Origin of the sequence: Sphingomonas phyllosphaerae, from assembly GCF_029623345.1 — a bacterium.
GTDB classification, from domain to species: domain Bacteria; phylum Pseudomonadota; class Alphaproteobacteria; order Sphingomonadales; family Sphingomonadaceae; genus Sphingomonas; species Sphingomonas phyllosphaerae_C.
Window position 1 is genome coordinate 109,423 of sequence record NZ_JAPYKH010000006.1, and the last position, 21,807, is coordinate 131,229.

General features: G+C 70.4%; 20 protein-coding genes and 1 tRNA gene. 10 read left to right on the forward strand and 11 right to left on the reverse strand.

Annotated features, from left to right (window positions below):
- A complete protein-coding gene (locus tag QBJ89_RS08030; protein WP_277980005.1) occupies window positions 1-2,535 on the reverse strand; it encodes a glycoside hydrolase family 9 protein in 2,535 nt (844 codons plus the stop codon).
- A gap of 179 nt (window positions 2,536-2,714) precedes the next feature.
- Here QBJ89_RS08030 and QBJ89_RS08035 point away from each other — a divergent pair, with 179 nt between their 5' ends.
- Together QBJ89_RS08035 and QBJ89_RS08040 are read left to right on the forward strand one after the other, a co-directional pair.
- Window positions 2,715-3,779 (forward strand): alpha/beta hydrolase, encoded by a 1,065-nt coding sequence (locus QBJ89_RS08035; protein ID WP_277980006.1) that lies wholly within the window; start codon window positions 2,715-2,717, stop codon window positions 3,777-3,779.
- A complete protein-coding gene (locus QBJ89_RS08040; RefSeq protein WP_277980007.1) occupies window positions 3,776-5,332 on the forward strand; it encodes a glycoside hydrolase family 43 protein in 1,557 nt (518 codons plus the stop codon). The genes QBJ89_RS08035 and QBJ89_RS08040 overlap by 4 nt, the downstream gene beginning before the upstream one ends.
- Window positions 5,333-5,449: 117 nt before the next feature.
- Here QBJ89_RS08040 and QBJ89_RS08045 read toward each other — a convergent pair whose 3' ends face one another.
- Both QBJ89_RS08045 and QBJ89_RS08050 read right to left on the reverse strand, forming a co-directional pair.
- The gene (locus tag QBJ89_RS08045) at window positions 5,450-7,396 is read right to left on the reverse strand and encodes a sialate O-acetylesterase (RefSeq protein ID WP_277980008.1); all 1,947 of its coding nucleotides are present in this window, start codon (window positions 7,394-7,396) and stop codon (window positions 5,450-5,452) included.
- A gap of 121 nt (window positions 7,397-7,517) precedes the next feature.
- A complete protein-coding gene (locus QBJ89_RS08050) occupies window positions 7,518-7,973 on the reverse strand; it encodes a YaiI/YqxD family protein (RefSeq protein WP_277980115.1) in 456 nt (151 codons plus the stop codon).
- 142 nt (window positions 7,974-8,115) lie between these two features.
- Here QBJ89_RS08050 and QBJ89_RS08055 point away from each other — a divergent pair, with 142 nt between their 5' ends.
- Complete coding sequence (locus QBJ89_RS08055) at window positions 8,116-8,601, forward strand: hypothetical protein (protein ID WP_277980009.1); 486 nt, start codon at window positions 8,116-8,118, stop codon at window positions 8,599-8,601.
- Here QBJ89_RS08055 and QBJ89_RS08060 read toward each other — a convergent pair.
- Window positions 8,571-9,734, reverse strand: a complete 1,164-nt coding sequence (locus tag QBJ89_RS08060) for an MFS transporter (RefSeq protein ID WP_277980010.1) — start codon at window positions 9,732-9,734, stop codon at window positions 8,571-8,573. The two genes, QBJ89_RS08055 and QBJ89_RS08060, sit on opposite strands and share 31 nt — an antisense overlap.
- A gap of 13 nt (window positions 9,735-9,747) precedes the next feature.
- Complete coding sequence (locus QBJ89_RS08065) at window positions 9,748-10,782, reverse strand: aldo/keto reductase (RefSeq protein WP_277980011.1); 1,035 nt, start codon at window positions 10,780-10,782, stop codon at window positions 9,748-9,750.
- An 89-nt stretch (window positions 10,783-10,871) separates the two neighbouring features.
- On the opposite strand from QBJ89_RS08065, the gene QBJ89_RS08070 reads away from it, so the two are divergent.
- A complete protein-coding gene (locus tag QBJ89_RS08070; protein ID WP_277980012.1) occupies window positions 10,872-11,789 on the forward strand; it encodes a LysR family transcriptional regulator in 918 nt (305 codons plus the stop codon).
- A 23-nt stretch (window positions 11,790-11,812) separates the two neighbouring features.
- Here QBJ89_RS08070 and QBJ89_RS08075 read toward each other — a convergent pair.
- The 3 genes from QBJ89_RS08075 to QBJ89_RS08085 all read right to left on the reverse strand — a co-directional run bounded on the left by QBJ89_RS08075 (window position 11,813) and on the right by QBJ89_RS08085 (window position 13,992).
- A tRNA-Thr gene (locus QBJ89_RS08075) sits at window positions 11,813-11,887 on the reverse strand.
- 204 nt (window positions 11,888-12,091) lie between these two features.
- Window positions 12,092-12,214 carry a hypothetical protein gene (locus tag QBJ89_RS08080; RefSeq protein ID WP_260172996.1) on the reverse strand — a complete coding sequence of 41 codons (123 nt, stop codon included), beginning with the start codon at window positions 12,212-12,214 and terminating at the stop codon, window positions 12,092-12,094.
- Entirely contained in the window at window positions 12,193-13,992 is a 1,800-nt protein-coding gene (locus QBJ89_RS08085; RefSeq protein ID WP_277980013.1) for an aminopeptidase P family protein, read from the reverse strand. The genes QBJ89_RS08080 and QBJ89_RS08085 overlap by 22 nt, the downstream gene beginning before the upstream one ends.
- A gap of 156 nt (window positions 13,993-14,148) precedes the next feature.
- On the opposite strand from QBJ89_RS08085, the gene QBJ89_RS08090 reads away from it, so the two are divergent.
- Together QBJ89_RS08090 and QBJ89_RS08095 are read left to right on the forward strand one after the other, a co-directional pair.
- Window positions 14,149-14,718, forward strand: a complete 570-nt coding sequence (locus tag QBJ89_RS08090) for an HNH endonuclease (protein WP_277980014.1) — start codon at window positions 14,149-14,151, stop codon at window positions 14,716-14,718.
- Between the two features lie 37 nt (window positions 14,719-14,755).
- On the forward strand, window positions 14,756-15,184 hold the full coding sequence (locus tag QBJ89_RS08095) for a hypothetical protein (RefSeq protein WP_277980015.1): 429 nt from the start codon (window positions 14,756-14,758) through the stop codon (window positions 15,182-15,184).
- A 183-nt stretch (window positions 15,185-15,367) separates the two neighbouring features.
- Here the strand turns inward: QBJ89_RS08095 and QBJ89_RS08100 are convergent, their stop codons facing one another.
- Window positions 15,368-16,324, reverse strand: a complete 957-nt coding sequence (locus QBJ89_RS08100) for a UDP-glucuronic acid decarboxylase family protein (RefSeq protein WP_219748277.1) — start codon at window positions 16,322-16,324, stop codon at window positions 15,368-15,370.
- A 162-nt stretch (window positions 16,325-16,486) separates the two neighbouring features.
- On the opposite strand from QBJ89_RS08100, the gene QBJ89_RS08105 reads away from it, so the two are divergent.
- Entirely contained in the window at window positions 16,487-17,485 is a 999-nt protein-coding gene (locus QBJ89_RS08105) for an acyltransferase family protein (protein WP_277980016.1), read from the forward strand.
- Here QBJ89_RS08105 and QBJ89_RS08110 read toward each other — a convergent pair.
- On the reverse strand, window positions 17,439-18,614 hold the full coding sequence (locus QBJ89_RS08110) for a glycosyltransferase family 2 protein (protein ID WP_277980017.1): 1,176 nt from the start codon (window positions 18,612-18,614) through the stop codon (window positions 17,439-17,441). The genes QBJ89_RS08105 and QBJ89_RS08110 overlap by 47 nt on opposite strands.
- Window positions 18,615-18,908: 294 nt before the next feature.
- On the opposite strand from QBJ89_RS08110, the gene xrtV reads away from it, so the two are divergent.
- Together xrtV and epsI are read left to right on the forward strand one after the other, a co-directional pair.
- On the forward strand, window positions 18,909-19,805 hold the full coding sequence (xrtV, locus tag QBJ89_RS08115) for an exosortase V (protein WP_277980018.1): 897 nt from the start codon (window positions 18,909-18,911) through the stop codon (window positions 19,803-19,805).
- Window positions 19,798-20,505: an exosortase-associated protein EpsI, V-type gene (gene epsI, locus QBJ89_RS08120; RefSeq protein WP_277980019.1), complete on the forward strand. Its 708-nt coding sequence runs from the start codon at window positions 19,798-19,800 to the stop codon at window positions 20,503-20,505. The genes xrtV and epsI overlap by 8 nt, the downstream gene beginning before the upstream one ends.
- A gap of 6 nt (window positions 20,506-20,511) precedes the next feature.
- Here epsI and QBJ89_RS08125 read toward each other — a convergent pair whose 3' ends face one another.
- A complete protein-coding gene (locus tag QBJ89_RS08125; protein ID WP_277980020.1) occupies window positions 20,512-20,763 on the reverse strand; it encodes an XrtV sorting system accessory protein in 252 nt (83 codons plus the stop codon).
- A gap of 87 nt (window positions 20,764-20,850) precedes the next feature.
- On the opposite strand from QBJ89_RS08125, the gene QBJ89_RS08130 reads away from it, so the two are divergent.
- Entirely contained in the window at window positions 20,851-21,702 is an 852-nt protein-coding gene (locus QBJ89_RS08130) for a SurA N-terminal domain-containing protein (RefSeq protein WP_277980021.1), read from the forward strand.
- The last annotated feature ends 105 nt before the right edge of the window (window positions 21,703-21,807 follow it).

Here is a 21,807-nt window from a genome sequence, read left to right on the forward strand (position 1 = left end):
TTACCGCCGCGCGCGCGCGAGCTCGTCGACCGCCTGCGCCAGCTCGATCCACATTGCGCCCTCGGGAATGACATATTCGTTCTCGCCCCAGAAGAACGGCCAGTCCTCGTGGTTCTCGGGGAAGTCGGGCTTGATCACCAGCACGCCGGGGACGACGCCGCCGGCGATGAAGGAGAAGTCGGCACGGTTGTTGCCATAGGCGACCTCCTTCGACAGCGTCCCCACGCCCGAGACAAACGAGCGGTCCGAGCCGGGATGGTGACCGAGCACGAACTCGGCGCCGCGGAAGACCGCGTCGGCGGGGACGATCTCGGGGAATGCCTTGTGCAGCGCATAGGCGTTGAGCGCATAGCCCATCACGGTGCCGCTGCCGGCCCAGCCACCCGTGGTGATCGGCACGCCGAACGGGTTGGCGGTCGCGGCCTTGTCTGCCTCCGCCGCATAGGCGCGGACCGCCGGGATCAGCCGCTGTCGGTATGGGGCGGGCATGAAGGGGATCGCGGCGACCGCGTCGCGCAGGCTCGGCGCGAACCTCTTCTCCACCCCGAGATAAAGCGCTTCGACCGCGGCGACGTAGCGCGGATCGCGCGTGGCGCGCAGCAGCTCGACCGCGGCAGAGAAGCGTTCCATATCGAGCGGACCGCCGGTGGTGTTGCCGTGCTGGTAGAGGTCGGGCGGGTGCGACTGCTCCTCCGCCCAGGTCGCGGTGGCGAGCGCGAGCGCACGCTTGGCCAGCGCCGGATCCGAGCTCTGCAGCGCGCGCGATGCCGCCGCCAACCCGGCGATCGACCCGTAGTTGAGCGCGGAGGCCTTGGTGGTGAACGCCCAGCGATCGTCAGGCATGCCACTGCGGCCACCCTTCTCCTCGTCGAGCGTCAGCGCGGGGTCGTAGATCAGCCCGTCGGTCTTGGTCGAGGCGTCGCCGAGGTGCGTATATTGCGCGACGTCGGGCTCGACGATGCCGTGAATGGCGTGGCCGACCGCGTCGAATTGCGCCACCAGCTGGCGCGTGCCGTGCGCGATCTGCTGGAGCAGGTCGGGCGTGCCGTCGGGCACGTGCATCTCGGTGCGGCGGCGCGCCTCGTCCACCGCGGTGGTGTCGCGCGTCGGGCGCCAGCGTTCCCAGCTGTCCACCATCGAGCGGATCACCTGATATTGCGACTGGGTGCGGATGTCGAAGTCGCCCGCGTCGAACCAGCCGCCGGTGTTGAGCCCGGGAATGTGCTCGCCCGGCTTGTACTTGCTGTCGGTGGTCGGGCCTTGCGCGTAGAGGTCGATATGCTCGTGGTTGATCGGTGCCTGGCGCGCGTCGTCACGGTGCGCCTCGCCGTGCCACACGCGATAGCCCTCGTTGACGTACATATGATCCATCGCCACCGGAAAATAGACGTCGAGCGTCGGGTGCCAGGCGCTCGCATAGACGTCATTGGCGATGCGGAACGGCGCGGTGCGGGTGGTGCCGTACTCGAGCACGTAGAGCCCCGGCTGGCGCACCGCGCTGAAGTCGAGCCGCAGATAGGAATAGCGCAGATAGTCGCCCCAGCGTGTCGCCGCGGGGATCGTCACCGGCGTCATCGCGCCGTCGCCACCGACGCGCAGCAGCCGCGGCGTCAGCGCGCGCGTGTCGGCGCGGTCGAGCTCGATCGTCGCCACCTTGCGCCCGCCCGGCGCATAGCCGAGCTGCGAGTGCGCGATCACCGGCGCGCGGCGCCATCCCGGCACGCTGGTCGGGCGCACCGTCCATTCGAGCACCGCGCCGGTCTTCCCCGTCGGCAGCAACGAGCGAAGCACGAACCAGCCGTTCTGCGCCTGGTTGCGCCCGTCGTAGAGTTCCACGGGCTCGCTCGACTCGATCGTCACGCGCCGCGTCGCGTCCTCGGGCGCGAGCACGAAGCGGCGTGCCGCGGCGATCGGCTGCGGCTCGGCGCCCGGGCCTTCGGCCCGGCCGCTCGCTGCGTTGCGCTCGGGCGTGCGCGTCATCGCGTCGGCGGGGTAGAGCGGGAAGGTGCCGGTGCGGTCGTCGGCGAGATAGCCGTGATGGAAGTAGGCGGCGGGCAGGAATTCGAGATTGAAGCCGGCGCGGCCCGCCAGCGCCTCGGGCACCGGCTGGTCGAGCAGCACCGAGACCTTCACGCCGCCGCCCGCTTTCTCCGAGCGGATCCGGTAACGCCAGTGCTGGTCAGGATATTCCAGCGTCACCGTGATGGCCCCGCTGCGCTGGTCGACCTCGCGCCCGACGAAGCGCGCGGTCGGGTCCCATTGGCCTGGCGTCGCGGCGAGGCGGACGTCGCCGTTGGTGGCGATCCGCTCGTCCTGCTGGATGATCTCGACGCCACTGATCTTGGAGTCGGCGAACAGCCCGTCGTACCAATTGGAAAAGACCAGTACGTTGGTGCCGGGCGACTCGTAATAGCCGCTCTTGTTGAGCGTCAGCTCGCTTGTGGGCGGCGCCGCGCGACGCGGTTGCGCCGGCGCCGCGCTCGCCAGCAGCAAGGCGATGACTGATAGGCCGATGCCGATACGCGCTTTGCTCATCCTCGTCCTCCGTACCCGGTCGTTCGCCGCCGGGCGCAGCGCATGTATAGCGCTAACATCGATGACTGCCATATGCCGTACATCAAGCTGGCGGCATTGACGGATGATCATTCAACTACTTACTCTTGCCCCGAGCAAACCGCGCGCCAGTGGCAGATAGCGGTAACAGGAGAGGGCGGATGAGGATCAATCGATCATGGTGCGTCGTCGCGGTGATCGCGAGCGCAATGCTGGGGTCCGCCGCGCCGGCTCAGGTCTCCACGCCCGCACCACCCGCCGTTGCCGGCGCGAAGTCAGCGACGGTCGAGCGGATCACGGTGCACGGCCGCTCGCTCGAAGCCAGCCTCGAGGGAGACAGCGCCGACCGCATTGTGCTGGTCGTGCTGCCCCCGAGCTACAAGACCAGCCCCAGGAGGCGCTACCCGGTGGTCTATGCGCTGCACGGCTATTCGATCGGGGCGGAGCAATGGACCCGCGAGATCCACGTGCCGCAGACGATCGAGGGTGCCTTCGCGCAGGGCGCGCGCGAGATGATCGTCGTGCTCCCGGACAGCAAGACCGCGCACAACGGCTCGATGTACTCCAGCTCGGTGACGACGGGCGACTTCGAGACCTTCGTCGCGCGCGATCTCGTCGGCTACGTCGACTCGCATTATCGCACCGTCGCCGACCGGAACAGCCGTGGGCTCGCCGGCCACTCGATGGGGGGATACGGCACCGCGCGAATCGGGATGAAGCATCCGGCGACGTTCGGCGCGCTGTACATGATGAGCCCGTGCTGCCTGTCCGCGCGCACGCCCGGCGGGGACGCGGCGGCCGACGAGAAGACCGTCGCCGCGCTGCGCTCGCCCGCCGATTCGGCGATGCTGACCTGGGGCCAGCGCGCGCAGCTCGCCGCGGCCGCAGCCTGGTCGCCCAACCCGACCAAGCCGCCGCTTTTCCTGGACCTGCCGACCGAGAACGGCCGGCCGCGCGCCGAGGTGGTGGCGCGCTGGGCGGCCAACGCGCCGCTGGCGATGCTCGACCAATATGTCGGCAACCTGCGCCAGTATCGCGCGATCGGGCTCGACGTCGGCGACCGCGACGGGCTGAAGGACGACGCGCAGGCGCTCCACGCCGCGCTCGACCGCTATGGCGTCAGGCACGATTTCGCGATCTACCCCGGCGACCATGTCAGCGGCGTGGCGACGCGCGTGCAGGAACAGGTGATCCCGTTCTTCTCGCGCGCTTTGGTCTTCCCGTGAGGCGGCGCGCGCTGGCGGCGCTGCTGCTTGCCGTCTCGGGTGCCGCGACCGCGCAGGTGTGGCGCGCCGACCAGGGTGACGGCACCTACCGCAACCCCGTGCTCTACGCCGATTATCCCGACCCCGACGTGATCCGCGTCGGGAGCGACTATTATTTCGTCTCGACCACCTTCGTGAACGTGCCCGGGATCACGATCCTGCACAGCCGCGACCTGATCAATTGGACGATCGCGACCCATGTCGCGACGAAGCTCGACGGCGACCCACGCTACGATCTCGTCGGCGGCAACGCCTATCGCAAGGGGCTGTATGCCGCGAGCCTGCGCCACCATGACGGCACCTTCTATCTCGCGATCACTCCGGTGGGGCAGAAGACGCGGATCTATTACGCCAAGAGCATCCGCGGCCCGTGGCGCTACCACGAGCTGGACCGCGAGGCGTTCGATCCCGGGCTGTTCATCGAGCCCGACGGCCGCGCCTATCTCGCGACCGCGACCACCGCCGACGGTACGATCACGCTGCTGACGCTCGACCGCACGCTCTCCAAGGTCACCGACGCGCGCAAGATCCATTATATCAAGGGCGCGGAAGGCTCGAAGCTGATCCGGCGCGGCGACTATTACTACCTCTTCAACGCGCTGCCGCCGCGCTTGGCGCTGAGCGTGTCGCGCTCGCACAGCCTGTTCGGGCCGTGGGAGACGCGCGACCAGATCGACGATAGCAGCGGCGGCCATCAGGGCGCGTTGGTCGACCTGCCCGACGGCGGCTGGTTCGGCTTCGTGATGGAGGACAGCGGCGCGATCGGGCGGATGACGAACGTCTCGCCCGTGTTCTGGAAGGACGACTGGCCCGTCTGGGGCACGCCCGATGCGCCCGATCGCGTTCCCGCGCGCGCACGCAAGCCGATCCCCGGCGGCGCCGTCGTCGAGCCGCCCTCGTCGGACACGTTCGACCGCCCGACGCTGGGCGTGCAGTGGCAGTGGAACCAGAACCCGGACGACCGCCGCTGGTCGCTGACCGAGCGGCCGGGCTGGCTGCGGCTGCGGCCGACGCGCGCGTCACGCTTCTGGGAGGCGCGTAACACGCTGACGCAGAAGGGGCAGGGCCCGGCAAGCCGCGGCGAGGTGGTGCTCGACTTGGCGCATCTCGCGCCGGGGGACCGCTGCGGCTTCGGTACGCTCGGCCAGGTGAGCGCCAATCTCACCGTCACGCGCGAGCCGGACCGGCGCGCGTCGCTGGCGATGGAGGTGACCGAGGACCAGATCGAAGGCGCGCGTACCGAGACTCGCGCCACCGTGCCGCTCGCGAGCGCTCGGCTGTGGCTGCGTACCGAGATGGACTTCCGCGCCTCTATCGGTCGTGTCGCGTACAGCGAGGACGGGCGTCGCTGGCGCGGGCTCGGCGGCGACTTCCCGCTGCGCTTCGCCTGGCGCACCGGCACCTTCCAGGGCGAGCAGTTTGCCTTGTTCTGCTACGCGCCCGGCGAGAGCAAGGGGTGGGTGGACGTGGACTCGTTCACGCTGTCGCCGGTGGCGGCGGGCGCGCGGCCGTAGCGAGCGGAGTCTTACGGCGATCCAGTGAGCCCCTCCCCTTCAGGGGAGGGGTGAGCTTATCCAGCGTCCCGTTCGTCGTGCCGGACCATGTACCCGCCTTTTCCGAGGCCCACCCGCTCACTCCACCGGCACGTCGAAGGTCCCGACCGGCAGCTGCGCCTCGTCGAACAGGTTCACCACCGGCGTCTCGGCCCAGGCATAGCGGACGTGCGTCACCGGTTGCCCGTCGCCCGCCAGCGTCACCATGTCGCCCGCGACCGTCCCCGCGGCGAAGCGGCACGATCCCGCCGCCGCACCGCACAGCTCGAAGCCGATCGCCTGCGCCGCGCCGCGCGCGCTGAGCGTCCCCGTCGCCCCGGTGAAGCGCAGCACCGCGCCGCCGTCGGCGCCGCGCTTCGCCCCCGCGATCGCGGGCCCCGCCGGCGCGACCGGCTCGCCGTAGCGTGCCGCCTGCATCGCGCGCGCGAGCCGCAGCCCGACCTCGCGCTTCTCGCCAGGGTGGATGTCGAGCGCGTCGCCCAGGTCGAGCGCCACTGCCATCCCGGCGTGCGGGTCGGCCGCGGTGACGCGGCGCTGCGCGTCGCGCACCATGCCCCAGCCGCTCTCCGCCGGCGCCTTGGCGCGCGTGCCATAATCGGCGAGTTGCACCACCGCGAAGCCCGTCTCGGGCGTGCCCATGCGGCGGCGCCAGTCGGCGATCAACGCGGCGAGGCGCTTGTCATAGCCGGGCAGGCCGGTGTCCGATTCGCCCTGGTACCAGGCGATGCCGGCGAGCTGGAGCGGCGCGAGCGGGGCGATCATCGCGTTGTCGAGCGTACCCGCGCCGTTGATGTCGTCCCACGGCACGCGCGGCGCGCCGCCGGCGACCCGCTTGGCCACGGCATAGCGCCAGCCGCCATCGAGCGGGACGCTGCTGCCGTCGGCGAAGGTCAGCCGCATCCGCTCGGTCGGCCCGGTCATCCCGCCCAGCGCATAGACGTCATCATCGTTGACGGTGATCACGTTGCGCCCCGCGCGCAGCGTGCCCGCGGGCAGCGCGTAGACGCGCGGCTGCGACGCGAGGCTGCTCGAGCCGACGCCGACGCCGTTGATCCAGGTGGTGTCGGCGTCGTCGACGACACCGAGCGACAGCGTCGCTGCGCCGCGCGCCTGCGCCGGCGTGAGCTCGGCCGCCTTCTGGTACCAGATCATGCCGTTGTAATCGGCCAGCTCGGGCACGCCCCAGGTTTCGAAGTTGGTGAGCGCCGGCACCGCGCGCCAGTCGAGCGCGGCCTCGGGCTGCCAGGGCTCCTTGCCGCGCGCGTCGCCGCTGGCGCCGCGCCACCATTCTTCCCACTGGCCGATCGCGCGGCGCACCGCGGTGGCGGGATCGCGGGCGTAGAGCGCGATCAGCGTCGCGGCGTCCGCCTGGCCGCCGGCGCGCAGCGCGGCGTCGCTCATCCAGGCGCTGATCCGTGACCCGCCCCAGCTCGAGTGGATCGCGCCGATCGGCACCTTCTGCGTCCGCCGCAGCGACTGCACCATGTAGAAGCACGCGGCCGAGAAGCTGCCGACCGAGTCCGGTCCCGCCGCCTGCCAGCGCGGCGGCGTGCCGAGGCGGTCGAGCGGCGTAACGCTGGCGTTCTTGGCGATCGTCAGCAGCCGGAGCTGCGGGTCAAGCGGTGGGTGCGCGTCGGCGAACAAGGTCTGCGCGTCGTCGACGGTCAGCTCCATGTTGCTCTGGCCGGAGCAGAGGAAGACGTCGCCGATCAGGAGGTCGCCCAGCAGCGTCGCGCCGCTCGGTGCGGCCACGGTCAACTCATAAGGGCCGCCCGCGGGCAGAGCCGGTAGGCGCGCGGTGAAGCGACCGTCACGCGCCGCAGTAGCGCTCACGCTGTGACCCGCGAGGCTGATCATCAACGTCTCGCCCGGCGCCGCGGTGCCGCGCACGTCGATCGGGCGGTCGCGCTGGAGCACCGCATGTTCGCCGATCGCGCCGTCGAGCTTCGGCGCTGCGAGCGCAGGGGTGGCGAGGGTGGAGGCGGCGAGCAGGAGAGCAAGGCGACGCGCAGGACGGATCGGCATGGGTTCAGGATTCCGCTGGGACGATCGGCGCCGGGGCGGGTGCCGCGCGACGCGGGAGGCGTCGCTGCGGCGAGACTGCGTCAGCGCGCGTCGCGGCGCAATCTCCCGTGATGTCCGGTCTTTAGCCGATCCACCGGCGGGCGCGCTGGATCGCCTCGTCGAGCGCGGAGAGGAAGCGGGAGCGATCCTCCTTGGCGAAGGGCGGCGGACCGCCGACGCGGTCGCCGCCCGCGCGCAGATCGCTCATGATCGCGCGCACCGCCACCGCGCTGCCGATCGAACTGGCGGTGAACGGACGCCCGTTGGGACCGATCACCGCCGCTGCGCCGCCCTTGAGCGCGCGGTCGGCAAGCAGGATGTCGGCGGTGACGACGATCGCGCCCGCGTCGGTGTGCTCGGCGATCCAATCGTCCGCCGCGTCGAACATGTCGCTCACCGTCACCCGCTCGATCAGCGGGTGGACGGGGACGCGCAGGTGCGCGTTGCTGACGATCGCCACAGGCACCTTGAGCCGGTAAGCGACCCGGTAGATTTCCTCCTTCACGGGGCAGGCGTCGGCGTCGACGAGGATATGCACGCGCTGGACCATCGCCGCGCTCTGCCACAAACCCGCGGGTGCGTCGCCACGGATCACGAACAGGCGCGATCCCGATGTCACTCCGGACCGGCCTGCCTCGTCTATCGACGCGCGCGCGACGGAGCGCGCCAGGAGACCGACGATGCCACCCCGTATCCGCGACCCGCACGCACTCGCACCCGAGGACCGGGAGCGCGCCGCGCTCGGCTGGGCCGAGGCGCTGACCCGGTTGCCCGAGAGCCGTGCTCCCGACGATGCCTATGCCGCGCTGGCAGCTGCCTTCTCGGAGCGCGGCGCTGGCGCGGCTGCTCGCCGCCGACGTCGCGATCCACGCCGACGGGGGGGGCGCGTGCTCGCGCTCCGCAACGTCATCCGCGGCGTGGATCGCGTGCGGCGGCTGTATGCCGGGTTGGCGCGCAAGCACCGCGACACGCCGCCGGAACTGCTCGCGATGACCTGGATCGACGGGCTGCCCGGTCATGTCAGCCGTGAACGCGGTGGCGTGGTGCAGACCACTGCGCTCGAACTGCGCGACGGCCGGATCGCCGCCGTCTACATCGCGCGCAACCCCGACAAGCTCGCGCACGTCCGCGTGCTTCACGCGGCGGAGGTGATGCCGCGCGGCTGACGCGCCGCCACCAGCAGCAGCGCGAGCGCCGCCGCCGCCATCGCCGCGCCCGCCAGCGACACCGCGGGCAGGCCGAGCCCGGCGGCGATCACCCCGCCGCCGAGCGCCGCGCCGATCGCATTGCCGAGGTTGAAGGCGCCGATGTTCATCGCCGAGGCGAGGTTGGGCGCCTCGCCCGCGGCGGCCATCACCTGCATCTGGAGCGGCGGCACCGTCGCGAAGCTGGCGATGCCCCAGACGAGGATCGCGGCGCTGGCGGCGAGCGGCGCGTGCATCAGCCAGGCGAAGGCGAGCATCACCAGCGTCAGCAGCGCGAGCATGGCGGCGAGCGCGCGCGTCACCGAGCGGTCGGCGAGCCGGCCGCCGAGCGTGTTGCCGATCGTCGCGCCAATGCCGAACAGCATCAGCGACACGGTGACCATCGCGGTCGAGGCGTGCGCGACATCGCGCAGGATCGGCACGATATAGGTGAAGACGGTGAACACCCCGCCGAAGCCGAGCGTGGTGAGCGCCAGCGCAAGCAGCACGCGCGGGCGGCCGAGCACGCGCAGCTCGCTGGCGAGGTCGGCCCCCGCCGGCGCGGGCAGCGGCGGCAAGGCGAGGCGCAGCGCGACCATCGCGACCGCGCCGATCGCGGCGATGCCGGCGAAGGCGGGACGCCAGCCGATCGTCTCGCCGACCCAGGTCGCGAGCGGCACGCCGCCGATCGTCGCCACAGTCAGCCCGGTGAACATCGCCGCGACCGCGCCGGCACGCCGCTCCGGCGGCACCAGCCCGGCCGCGACCACCGCGCCGACGCCGAAGAAGGCACCGTGGTTGAACGCGGTGACCACCCGCGCCGCCATCAGCCACGCATAGCCGCCGGCCACGGCGGACAGCGCGTTGCCGAGCGTGAAGATCGCCATCAGCGCGATCAGCACGGTGCGGCGGTCGAGCCGCGCGCTGGTCAGCGTCATCAGCGGCGCGCCGATCAGCACGCCGAGCGCATAGGCGCTGACCAGCAGGCCCGCCGAGGGGATCGAGACGCGCAGGTCGGCGGCGATCACGGGCAGCATGCCCATCGGCGCGAACTCGGTGACGCCGATGCCGAAAGCACCGATCGCCAGCGCGAAGAGGCCGGGATTGAACTTCATGACGGATCTCCGCTCAGACCAGCCGCGGCGCGAGGCGGGCGAAGCCCTCCTGCTGGCGGTAGGGTGTGTGAGGATAAGGCGGGAGCTGGTCGCTGGCGGCGTCGAGCGCCGCGATCTGCTCGGGACTGAGCGCCCAGCCGACCGCGCCGAGATTGTCGCGCAGCTGCGCCTCGTCGCGCGCGCCGAGGATCACCGAGGCGACCGTCGGTCGCTGCAACAGCCAGTTGAGCGCGATCTGCGGCACCGTCCGCCCGGTCTCGGCGGCGATCGCCTCGAGCGCGTCGACGACGCCGTAGACATGCTCGTCCGTGACCGGCGGCGCGAACTGCACGGTCTCATGCAGGCGGCTCCCCGCCGGTATGGGCCGATCGCGCCCGATCTTCCCGGTCAGCCGGCCCCAGCCGAGCGGGCTCCACACCAGCGCGCCGACACCCTGATCCTGCGCCAGCGGCATCAGCTCCCACTCATAGGCGCGGCCGATCAGCGAGTAATAGACCTGATGCGCGACCAGCCGCGGCCAGCCGTGGCGATCCGCGATCCCCTGCGCCTTCATCAGCTGCCAGCCGGGATAATTGGAGACGCCGGCGTAGCGGACCTTGCCCGCGGCGATCAGCCGATCGAGCGTCGCCATCAGCTCCTCGGCGGGGGTGTGCGCGTCATAGGCGTGGAGCTGGAGCAGATCGAGGTGATCGATGCCGAGCCGCCGCAAGGAATCCTCCACGGCGCGGATCAGCCGCGCACGCGAGGCGCCCCAGTCCTGCGGGCTGTCGCCCATCGGCAGGCCGGTTTTGGTCGACACCAGCACCGCGTCGCGCCGGCCCTTGATGGCGGCGCCGAGCACCTCTTCCGACGCGCCGTCCGAATAGACGTCGGCGGTGTCGAACAGGGTGACGCCGGCGTCGAGGCAGATGTCGAGCAGCCGGCGCGCCTCGGCGGCGTCGCTCTGCCCCCAGGCGCCGAACAGCGGGCCCTTGCCGCCGAACGTGCCGGTGCCAAAGGACAGTGCGGGAACGCGCAGCCCTGATGCGCCCAATTGCCGATAGTCCATGCTCCACCTTTTGCGATCCGTTCCGAAGCGGTTAGATGGCGCGAGCGGCGTAGGAGAAGAACTGCCGCTATAAACGAAGGATCTGTGCGATGGATGCAAAGCTGACAGGTGGCAGCGACCGGGCACGCGCGCTCGCCCTGTTCGCCACCGTGGTCGAGGCGGGGAGTTTCTCCGCCGCCGCCCGCACTCTGGCGCTGACCCCCTCCGCGGTGGCACGCGCGGTCGACCGGATCGAGGCGCGGCTCGGGGTGCGGCTGCTGCTCCGCTCGACGCGCGCGCTGACGCTGACTGCGGAGGGGCAGGCCTATCTGCTCGCGGCGCGTCGCATCCTCGCCGATCTCGACGACGCCGAGCAGCAGATCGCCGATCAAGGCAGCCCGCGCGGGCGGCTGCGCGTGTCGGCGGCGCTCTCGCACGGGCGGCTGTGCGTCGTCCCGCTGCTCGGTGACTTCGCGCGCGCCTATCCGCATATCCTGATCGACATCGCGCTGACCGACACGTTGGTCGACGTCGCGGCGGGGCAGGCCGACGTCGCAGTGCGCTTCGGCCCGCTTGCCGACAGCGCGCTCACCGCGCGCAAGTTGGGGCAAAGCGGCCGCGTCATCGTCGCCGCGCCCGAGTATCTCGCGCGCCACGGCACGCCGGCGGTGCCCGAGGATCTGCACGGGCACAATTGCCTCAACTTCAGCTTCCGTCGCGCCGAGCCGACCTGGCCGTTCCGTCGCGACGGCCGCGACGTCACCTTGTGCGTCGACGGCGGGATCGTCGCCAATAACGGCGAGACGCTGGGGCAGCTCGCCGCCGCAGGTGTCGGGGTGGCGCGGGTCGGGCGGTTCAGCGTCGAGGGCGAGATCGCCGACGGGCGGTTGGTGCCGCTCCTCGAGGATTATAACCCCGGCGATATCGAGCTGATCCACGCGGTGTTCGTCGGCGGCGCGCATCTGCCCGCGCGGGTACGCGTGTTCGTCGACTTCCTTGCCGAGCATTTGGCGGGATCAGCCGGGTGAGTCGTCGAGATGAAGAAGAAAAATGGTGCTGCCGGTGAGGATTGAACTCACGACCTCAGCCTTACCAAGGATGCGCTCTACCACTGAGCTACGGCAGCACTTCCGACCTCGTCGGGCGGAGGGCGCCTAAGAGACGAGCCGCCGGTGATTGTCAAGGTGCCTCGCTCGCTCTAGCGCGCTTTTCATGAGCGACCGCGACGAACGGGCGGCCCGTCTGGCCGAGCAGCTGCGCCTCAACCTGCGGCGGCGCAAGGCGCAGGCGCGCGCCGGTCAGGACGTCGATCCGCGGCCGGACGCACCGGTCAGCCCCCCGCGGCGCGATGACCCAGCGTGAAGGCGAGCGACAGCACCTGCCAGACACTCACCGACGCCGCGCCGAACAGCGCGCCCACACCCGCCACGATCAGCGCATGATGCGCGTACACTTTGCCTCGAGCCATGCCGCGTCGTCTCCCCCCAGCACCGGCGCGAGCGTTTCCGCCACGCGGTGGTGGTACGTATTGATCCACGTCAGCTCCGCGTCGGTCAAGAGCGCGGGTTCGATCAGATCGCGATCGATCGGTGCCAGCGTCAGCGTCTCGAAGCCGAGCATCGGCGACTCACCGTCGGGCAGCTCGCGCTCCACCACCAGCAGCAGGTTCTCGATGCGGATGCCGTACGCCCCGGCCTTGTAATAGCCGGGCTCGTTCGAGAGGATCATGCCGGGCAGCAGCGGCTCGGCCGGGCCGCCGCCCGGGTAGCTCGGCTTGGCGATGCGCGCCGGCCCCTCATGGACGGAGAGATAGCTGCCGACGCCGTGGCCGGTGCCGTGCGCATAGTCGAGCCCGGCGTCCCACAGCGGCCGGCGCGCGAGCGAGTCGAGCTGGCCGCCGTTGGTGCCGCGCGGGAAGGTTGCGGTGGCGAGTGCGATATGCCCCTTGAGCACGCGCGTGAACCGGTCGCGCATTTCGTCGCTCGGGGAGCCGATCGGCACCACGCGGGTGACGTCGGTGGTGCCGTCGTCATACTGGCCGCCTGAGTCGATCAGGTACAATTGTCCCACCTCGATCGGCAGGCTCGACTCGGGCGTGACGCGATAATGCGGGATCGCGCCGTGCGGCCCGGTTGCCGAGATCGCATCGAACGACTGGTCGCGCAGCAGCCCGCCCTCGGCGCGGAAGGCGAGCAGCCGCTCCGCCGCGGACAGCTCGGTGACGCCGCCGCGCGATGCCGCGTCGGCGACCCAGCGCAGGAAGCGGGTCAGCGCCGCGCCGTCGCGCAGCGAGGCGGCGCGATGGCCGGCGACCTCGGTCGCGTTCTTGGTGGCGCGCGGCAGCACGGTCGGGTCGCGCAGCGGCAGCACAATGCCGCCGGCGCGCTCGACGCGGTCGGCGATCGCCGCGACCGCCAGCGACGGGTCGATCGCGACCCGCTTGCCGGCGAGCGAGCCGAGCGACGCGGCGAAGGCGGCGCGGTCATGGACCCGCACCGCGTTGCCGAGGTGCTCGGCCACCGCGGCGGACATCTTCCCGGGGGCGACATAGAGATCGGCGGTGCCGTCGGCGTGCGCCACCGCGTAAGCGAGTGCCACCGGGGTACGCGCGACATCGGCGCCGCGCAGGTTGAGCAGCCAGGCGATCGAATCGAGGGCGGTGATCACGGTCGCGTCCGCGCCGGCAGCGGCGAGCCAGTCGGCGACGTCGGCGCGCTTGGCGGCGGCACCGCGCCCGGCGAGCCGCTCGGGGTGGACCGCGAGCGGCGCGGGGGAGGGGGCAGGGCGGTCGGCCCAGATCGAGTCGATCGGGTTGCGCTCGACCGCGACCAGCTCGGCGCTGACGCCGGTGAGGGCGGCGCGCGCCTCCTCGACCCACCCGCGCGTGTGCAGCCACGGATCATAGCCGATGCGCATGCCGGCGCGGGCATGCGCGCCCAGCCAGGCGGCGACATTGCTCTCGGGCACGCTCACGAACGACCAGTCCGCCTCCGAGACCTGTTCGCGCACCTGGATCGTGTACCGGCCGTCGGTGAAGACGGCTGCCTCATCCGCCAGCACCACCGCCGTGCCGGCCGAGCCCTCGAAGCCGGTGAGCCACGCCAGCCGCTGCGCATAGTCCCCGACATACTCGCTCATATGCTCGTCGGTGAGCGGCACGACGAACCCATGGAGCTGGTCGCGCACGAGCTGGTCGCGAAGTGCGCGGAGGCGCGCAGAGGGGGTCGGCATGGACGGCATCCGGTGGTGGAGAGGCGAAGCCGCGTGGCGTGCCACAGCCGCGCGGTGGCGACCAGTCTTGAAGCCGCGGAGTCGGGCTGTCATCATGTCGTCACGCCTCTGCGCGACAGCGCCGGCGCGAGTAAGAGGTAAGGGAGACGTTCAAGCGTGTTCCATCCCGACCTGATCCGGCATCCGGACAGCTGCCCGACGTTGGTGCTGAACGCCGATTACACGCCGCTGTCTTATTACCCCCTCAGCATCTGGCCGTGGCAGACCGCGGTGAAGGCGGTATTCCTCGATCGCGTCGACATCGTCGCGCATTATGATCGCGAGGTGCGCAGCCCCAACCACGTCATCCGGCTGCCCTCGGTGATCGCGCTCAAGCAGTTCGTGCGGCCGTCACAATTCCCCGCCTTCACGCGGTTCAACCTGTTCCTGCGCGACACCTTCGCCTGCCAATATTGCGGCAGCAACGCGCGCGAGCTGACGTTCGATCACGTCGTGCCGCGCGCGCAGGGCGGGCGCACGACCTGGGAGAACGTCGTCACCGCCTGCGCGCCGTGCAACCTGAAGAAGGGCGGCCGCACCCCGCGGCAGGCGCATATGCCGCTGGCGATCGAGCCGATCCGCCCGACCAGCTGGCAGCTGCAGGAGCACGGGCGCCGCTTCCCGCCGAATTATCTGCATGAAAGCTGGCACGACTGGCTCTACTGGGACGTCGAGCTCGAGGCGTGACGCGTCGCGGCTGACACACACGGGAGTTTCGCGGCGCATGCGGTGGCAGATGATGGTGGCGGGGGCCGTGCTGCTCGCCGCCTGCTCGAAGGAGAATGCGGAGGACGCGGCCGATCCCGCGGTACTGGCCAATTACGTGCCGCCGTTCGTGATGTCGCGGCTCGATTACGGCGGCGTGGTCGAACGCCGCTTCCGCCGGCTCGACGTCAACCACGACGATCACCTGACGCCCAACGAGCTGCCCAAACGGCTGGCCGACCGATTCGCCGAGATCGACCGCGACAAGGACGGCCGCATCTCCAACGACGAGTGGAGCGCGTGGATGCTGGCACGCTTCGACCAGCAGGACGCCAACCATGACGGCACCGTCACCAGCGACGAGCGCGAGCGCGCGCGCGAGCAGAAGGAGATGGATTTGCCGACTCCGGCAGAGGAACCCGACAACAGCGCCGCGCCGGCGGGGTAAGGCGGCGGCGGGGGGCTCGCGAGCCGGGAGCTAGGTCCTCCGGCGACACCCTCCTTGGTCATGCCCGCGCAGCGGGAATCCAGACGCGCGGACCTCGCGGGATGAGCGGCGCGTCAGCGTGTCTGGATCCCCGCCTTCGCGGGGATGACGGCGAAGGAAGCAGGGCCGCCGCCGCCCGTCACCTCAGGCGGCGAACTCGCGGAAATAGTCGATCGTGCGCTGCAGCCCCTCGCGCAGCTGCACCGTCGGCTCCCAGCCGAGCTTCGACTGCGCCAGCGAGATATCGGGCTTGCGCTGCATCGGATCGTCCTGGGGCAGCGGGCGATAGTCGAGCGTCGAGGACGAGCCGGTCAACTCGATCACCAGCTCGGCGAGCTCGCGGATGGTGAATTCGTTGGGGTTGCCGATGTTGACCGGCCCGGCGAAGCCCGGCTCGCTATCCATCAGCCGCAGGAAGCCCTCGATCAGATCATCGACGAAGCAGAAGCTGCGCGTCTGCGAGCCGTCGCCGTAGAGCGTGATCGGCTCGCCCTTGAGCGCCTGCATGATGAAGTTGGACACCACGCGGCCGTCCGCCGGGTGCATGCGCGGGCCATAGGTGTTGAAGATGCGCACCACCTTCACGTCCAGATTCATCTGGCGGTGATAGTCGAAGAACAACGTCTCGGCGCAGCGCTTGCCCTCGTCGTAGCAGGAGCGGATCCCGATCGGGTTGACGTTGCCCCAATAGTCCTCCTTCTGCGGGTGGACGTGCGGATCGCCGTAGACCTCGCTGGTCGACGCCTGGAACACCTTGCACTTCAGTCGCTTGGCGAGGCCGAGCATGTTGATCGCGCCGATCACCGAGGTCTTGGTGGTCTGCACCGGATCATACTGGTAGTGGATCGGCGAGGCGGGGCAGGCGAGGTTGTAGATCTCGTCCACCTCGACGTAGAGCGGGAAGCACACGTCGTGGCGCAGAAACTCGAAGCGCGGGTTGCCGTGCAGATGGTCGATGTTGCGCTTGGCACCGGTGAAGAGATTGTCGACGCACACCACTTCGTCGCCGCGGTCGAGCAGGCGATCGATTAGGTGCGAGCCGAGGAAGCCGGCACCGCCGGTGACGAGCACGCGCTTCCGCGACTGATAGTTGCGCGACATAGACGGTGAAACTCCCTGATAGCGCCGGCCGGCGCCCGACCGACCGCCGGGCGCGTGCTTGTGCCAATGATCCCGCGCGGCGACAAGGAAGCTTTGAGACAAAGCCGTCATCACGTCGTCGACGCTGGCCAAGCATGGCGGCGAATGACTAAGGGACCATTGATGCAGCGCATTCCGATCCTCGACGGCTGGCGCGCGCTGAGCATCCTGCTGGTGCTCGCGGGGCATCTGCTGCCGCTCGGGCCGCATCGCTGGGGGCTCAACGGCGCGGTCGCGGCGAGCGGCATGGCGCTGTTCTTCACTTTGTCGGGCTTCCTGATCACGCAGTTCCTGTCGCATCGGCCGGAGGTCGTGCCGTTCCTGATTCGCCGGCTGTTCCGCATCGTGCCGCTCGGCTGGGGCGCGATGATCGTCCTGGCGCTGGCGAGCCGCGCCGGGGCTGAGTCGCTGGGTGCGAACCTGCTGTTCGTCGCCAACCTGCCGCCGACCCGGCTGCTGCCCGCAGGCGAGCATCTGTGGAGCCTGTGCGTCGAGGTGCAATTCTACGTCGGCGTCGCGCTGCTGGTGGCGCTGGGCAGCCGGCGCGCTCTGTGGCTGCTGCCCGCTTTGTGCATCGCGGTGACGCTGACGCGGGTGGCGCAACACGCGCCGATCAGCATCTTCACCTGGCAGCGAGTCGATGAGATTCTGGCCGGTGCGACGCTGGCGCTGCTGCACGCGCGCGCACCGCGCTGGACCGCGTCGCTGCCGCGCGTGCTGCCGCTGCTGCTCCTGCCGCTGTTGCTCGCCTCCGGCCACGAGGGTGCCGGCGCGCTGATGTACCTGCGCCCCTATCTCGCCGCGGCGACGGTGGGCAGCTCGATCTACGCCGCGCCGGCATGGCTGCGCGCGGTGTTCGGCTCGGCGCCGGCGCGCTACGTCGCCGAGGTCTCCTACGCGGTCTATGTCTTCCACGCGATGTTCGCGGCGACCTGGCTGGGCAGCGGCGACACGTTGGTGCGCTATGCCAAGCGCCCGTTGCTGTTCGCCGCCACCTTCGCCGCCGCGCATCTCTCCACCTTCCGCTTCGAGCGGCCGATGATCGAACTCGGCAAGCGGGTCGAGCGCCGCTGGATCAGCGCGCGCGCAGCCAGGACGTCGGCCGACCGCCGAGCAACTTGAGGTAGAGCGGGATCTTCCACAGCACGTAGAGCGGCAGCCGCGCCGCCGCCCCGGCCGAGAGGAACGGCCGCCCGACCCGCCGCCACGCCACCCACAAAGCGACCGCCGCGGCAGTCAGCGCGGCGGCGAGCAGCACAGCGGGCCACGGCGACGCGCCGGCGAGTACGAGCAGGCCGGTGACCACCAGCGCGGCGAGGTCGAGCATCAGCAGCAGCGTCAGCGGGGGGATGGCGAGGCTCAGCCCAGCCCAGAGGGCGCGCGCGTCGCGCCCACGCAGCGCCGCCGCCATGGCCGGCAGCGCGCGGGTGAGCGAAGTGGCGAGGAAGCCGCCCTCCCAGCGCTGGCGCTGCTGCAACGTCCCCTCGGCGCTGCTCGCCGCGCTCCACACCGTCGCCTCGGGAACGTAGCGCGGCAGCTTGCCGCGGCGGGCAAGGTCGAGCCCGAGCGCGAGGTCCTCGACGATGTCGGAGGTGGCGAGCGGCGCGTCGCGGAAGATCGGCCAGGGGAACGCCATGCCCGTGCCGGTGAGATTGGCGCGCCCGGCCAGCCGGGCGAGTCCGCCCTGCCGCACCAAATTCTTGATGACGAACGCGAAGTTGGAGACCTGCACCATCGGCGCGGCGGTCAGATCGGGGGCGAGCAGGTTGGTCGCCTGCACCGGCCGCTCGGTCGCGCGCCCCGCCATGGCGAGCAGCGAGGCGCGATCGGTGGCGCCGTCGGCGTCGAGCACCATCACCACTGCGGGCTGGTCGCCAGGAGCGCGCGCCGCAAGCTGGTCGCGCGCGTGCGCCAGCGCATAGCCCTTGCCGCGGCGCGTCGGATCGTCGCGCCGAGTCACGCTCGCGCCCGCCGCGGCGGCGATCGCGGCGGTGTCGTCGCGGCAATTGTCGGCCACCACCAGCAGCTCGAACCCGGTCGGCAGCTCGGGAAGCAGGCGCGCGACCGTCGCCGCGATGATCGGCCCCTCGTCGTGCGCGGGCATTACGATCACCGCGCGCGGCGTGGCGCCAGCCGGCGCAGGGGAGACGGGTGAGCGCAGTCCCGCGACCACCTCGATCACGAACGCCGCGGTGAGCGCCAGCAGCGGCGCCGCGACGAGGGCGGCGACGACGGTCGCGATCACTGCCACTGCTGTCACTCGCTTATTCCCCTGAACGCCGCTCAACGAGCGCGGCCGCGGCTGTAGCGCAGCGGTGCGCGCGCTGGCCACTAGCTTGTCGCTGGTGAGTGTTCGGTAAACGCCGCGTTAGCCTAATACCGTGCCACTTTCGTCAATCAGCGCCAGCGCATGGTCGCCCCGGTCAGTTGCGAGCGGGTGGTTTGATGTTTATGCCCAGGTCCGCCGGAAGGGGTCGCCGGTGCCGCGTCGGTATGTGCCCGCTCGTCGAGTCTGATACAGGTGAATAGTCAGCATAGTGCGACCATGTCGACCGCGGCCCAGCTGGATCGGCCACGCGGCCGGCCCGCGCCGCGTCTCCCCTCGCTGTCGCTCTCGGCCTGGCTGCTGCTGATCGGCTGCGTCGCGCTGGCAGTCCCGACGATGCTGACGGTCGCACGCTTCAGCTGGTCGACCGAGCAGGGTGGCCACGGTCCGCTGGTGCTCGCCACCGGGCTTTGGCTGCTCTGGCGCGAGGTGCCCGGCGTATGGCCGCTGCGGCGGCCCGGCTCGGCGGTGGTGATCGCGCTGCTACTGCCGGTCTGCCTGCTGCTCTACCTGGTGGCGCATATCACCGGGATCATCGAGATCGAGGGCTTCGCGCTCTACGGCGCGCTGCTGGTGGCGGCCTATGCGCTGCTGGGCGGCGCGGTGCTGCGCGAGCTGTGGTTCCCGATCGTCTACCTCGGCTTCATCTTCCCGCCGCCCGATCAGGTAGTGGCGGTGATCACCCAGCCGCTCAAGATCGCGATCTCGGAGCAGGCGGTGAACCTGCTCTACGCGCTCGGCTATCCGATCGGCAGCTCGGGCGTGACGATCCAGATCGCGCAATATGACCTGCTGGTGGCGGCGGCCTGCGCGGGGCTGAACTCGATCATCAGCCTCACCGCGATCTGTCTCTTCTATATCTACGTGCGGCATCAGGCGAACTGGCGCTACGCCGCGCTGCTCATGCTGACGATCGTGCCGATCGCGATCTTCGCCAACTTCATCCGCGTGATCCTGCTGATCCTCATCACGTATTATTTCGGTGACGCGGCGGCGCAGGGCTTCGCGCACGATTTCGCCGGGCTGGTCATGTTCCTGGTCTCGGTGCTCACCATCTTTGCGATCGACGCGCTGGCGACGCCGCTGCGCCGCGCGCTGGGGAACGGCCATGACTGAGGCGAGCGGCCCCGCGCTGCCCGAGACGCGCCTGCTCGACCGGCGCCGCGCGCTGCTGGGCGGCGCCTTCCTGCTCACCGCGGGCGTCGCCGCGGCGCGGGTGCCGGGCAACCACATCGACCTGCTCGGCAAGCGCAAGCTCGACGCGCTGATCCCGGCGCGTGTGGGGCCCTGGTCCTTCTACTCGAAAAGCGGGTTGGTGACGCCGCCGCCCGACCAGCTCTCCGACCTGCTCTACTCGCAGTTGCTCACGCGCGTGTATCTGGCGCCGGACCAGCTGCCGATCATGCTGCTGATGGCGCAGAGCAGCGGCCAGACCGGCGTGCTCCAGGTACACCGTCCGGAATATTGCTACCCCGCGGGCGGCTTCACGCTGACGGACAAGGCCGTCCGTTCGGTGCCGCTGCCCGGGGGGCCGCTCGACGCGACCGTGATGACCGCGAGCGCCGACAATCGCGTCGAACAGCTGATGTACTGGACGCGCGTCGGCCGCGACATGCCGCTGAGCTGGGCGCAGCAGCGCTGGTCGGTCGCGCGCGCCAACCTGCGCGGCGACGTGCCCGACGCGATGCTGGTGCGGATCTCGACGCTGACGCACGACCGCGAGGCCGGAATGGCGACGCTGGCGACCTTCACTCGTGCGCTGTTCGCCGCGGTGCCCGCCGACGTGCGCCGCGTGCTCGACAGCGCCGCCGGCTGAGCCGCCTCACGAGCGGCGGCTGGGCAGGTCGATCGGCTTCAGGACGAGGAGGATGAAGATCAGGTTGGCGATGATCAGCGCGATCGCGAGAAGATGCTGACCCGAATTGCCAAAATAATTGGCGAGCGCGCAGATCACCGCGCCGGCCAGATAGGCAAGCATCGAGTCCTGCCGTTCGCTGGAAACAGATCGTTGCAGAAACAGCACGACAAGGCCGGCGAAAATGGCCAAAGTCACCCAATCGTAAGCAGTTTCCATCCGGCGGTCCAATCCTTGACGCGGTAGCGGTACAGCAAATCCGCAGCTTGTGCTAGGTAGGCCATCAACAGTGAAAAGGGGATTGAGATGTTCAGGCGTGGGACTTTAATCGCGGCGAGCTCGCTCGCGCTGCTCGCGGCGGGGTGCGACCGCAAGCCGACCGGACAGTCGGTCGCGGTGGTCAACGGGGACGAGATCTCGATCGGCGAGCTCAACGCCGAGCTGCAGCAGGCCAATGTGCCGCAGGGCGCCGACCAGAAAGCGGTGCGCGCGCAGCTGCTGCAGAATATCATCAGCCGCCGGCTGCTCGCGCAGGACGCGCGCAAGAACGGCGTCGACAAGACGCCGGAGTTCCTCAGCCGCCAGCGTCGGCTCACCGACGAGCTGCTGATCGCGATGAACGCCGAGCGCCAGAACGGCAGCCAGAAGCTGCCCGACCAGAAGGCGATCGACCAGTTCATCGCGGCCAACCCGCAAGCCTTCGCGCAGCGCCAGGTGCTCGCGCTGCAGCAGATCGCGATCGATCCGCCGAGCGATCCCAAGTCGCTGGAGCCGCTCAAGGACGCGCACTCGCTCGACGCGGTCGCGGCGGCGCTGACCAAGCTCAACATCCCGTTCACGCGCACCAGCGGCCGGCTCGACACCGCCAGCGTGCCGCCCGAGGTGCTTAAGCGCATCCTCGCGTTGCCGTCGACCGAGCCGTTCGTGCTGCCCGCGGGCGGCAAGCTGTTCGCCAACGTGATCGTCGGGCGCGAGCCGGTGGCGATGTCGGCGGACGACATGCGCAAGGCCGCGCTCGGCGCGTTGCGCAAGCAGAACGAAGACAAGAGCCTTAACGATCAGGTCAAGCAGCTCCGCTCGACCGCGAAGATCGAGTATCAGCCGGGCTATGCCCCGCCGCCGACCGGCTCGGGCGCGCCGGCTGCTGCCGCTAAATGAGGTGAGGGCGGCGGCGTCATGGGACGCCGCCGCTCGTCCGCGTGGTCCTGCGGACACGAAAGTGAGTGCGTTCAGCGCCCGTGCCATCGGGCCGCGGCGTTCGTA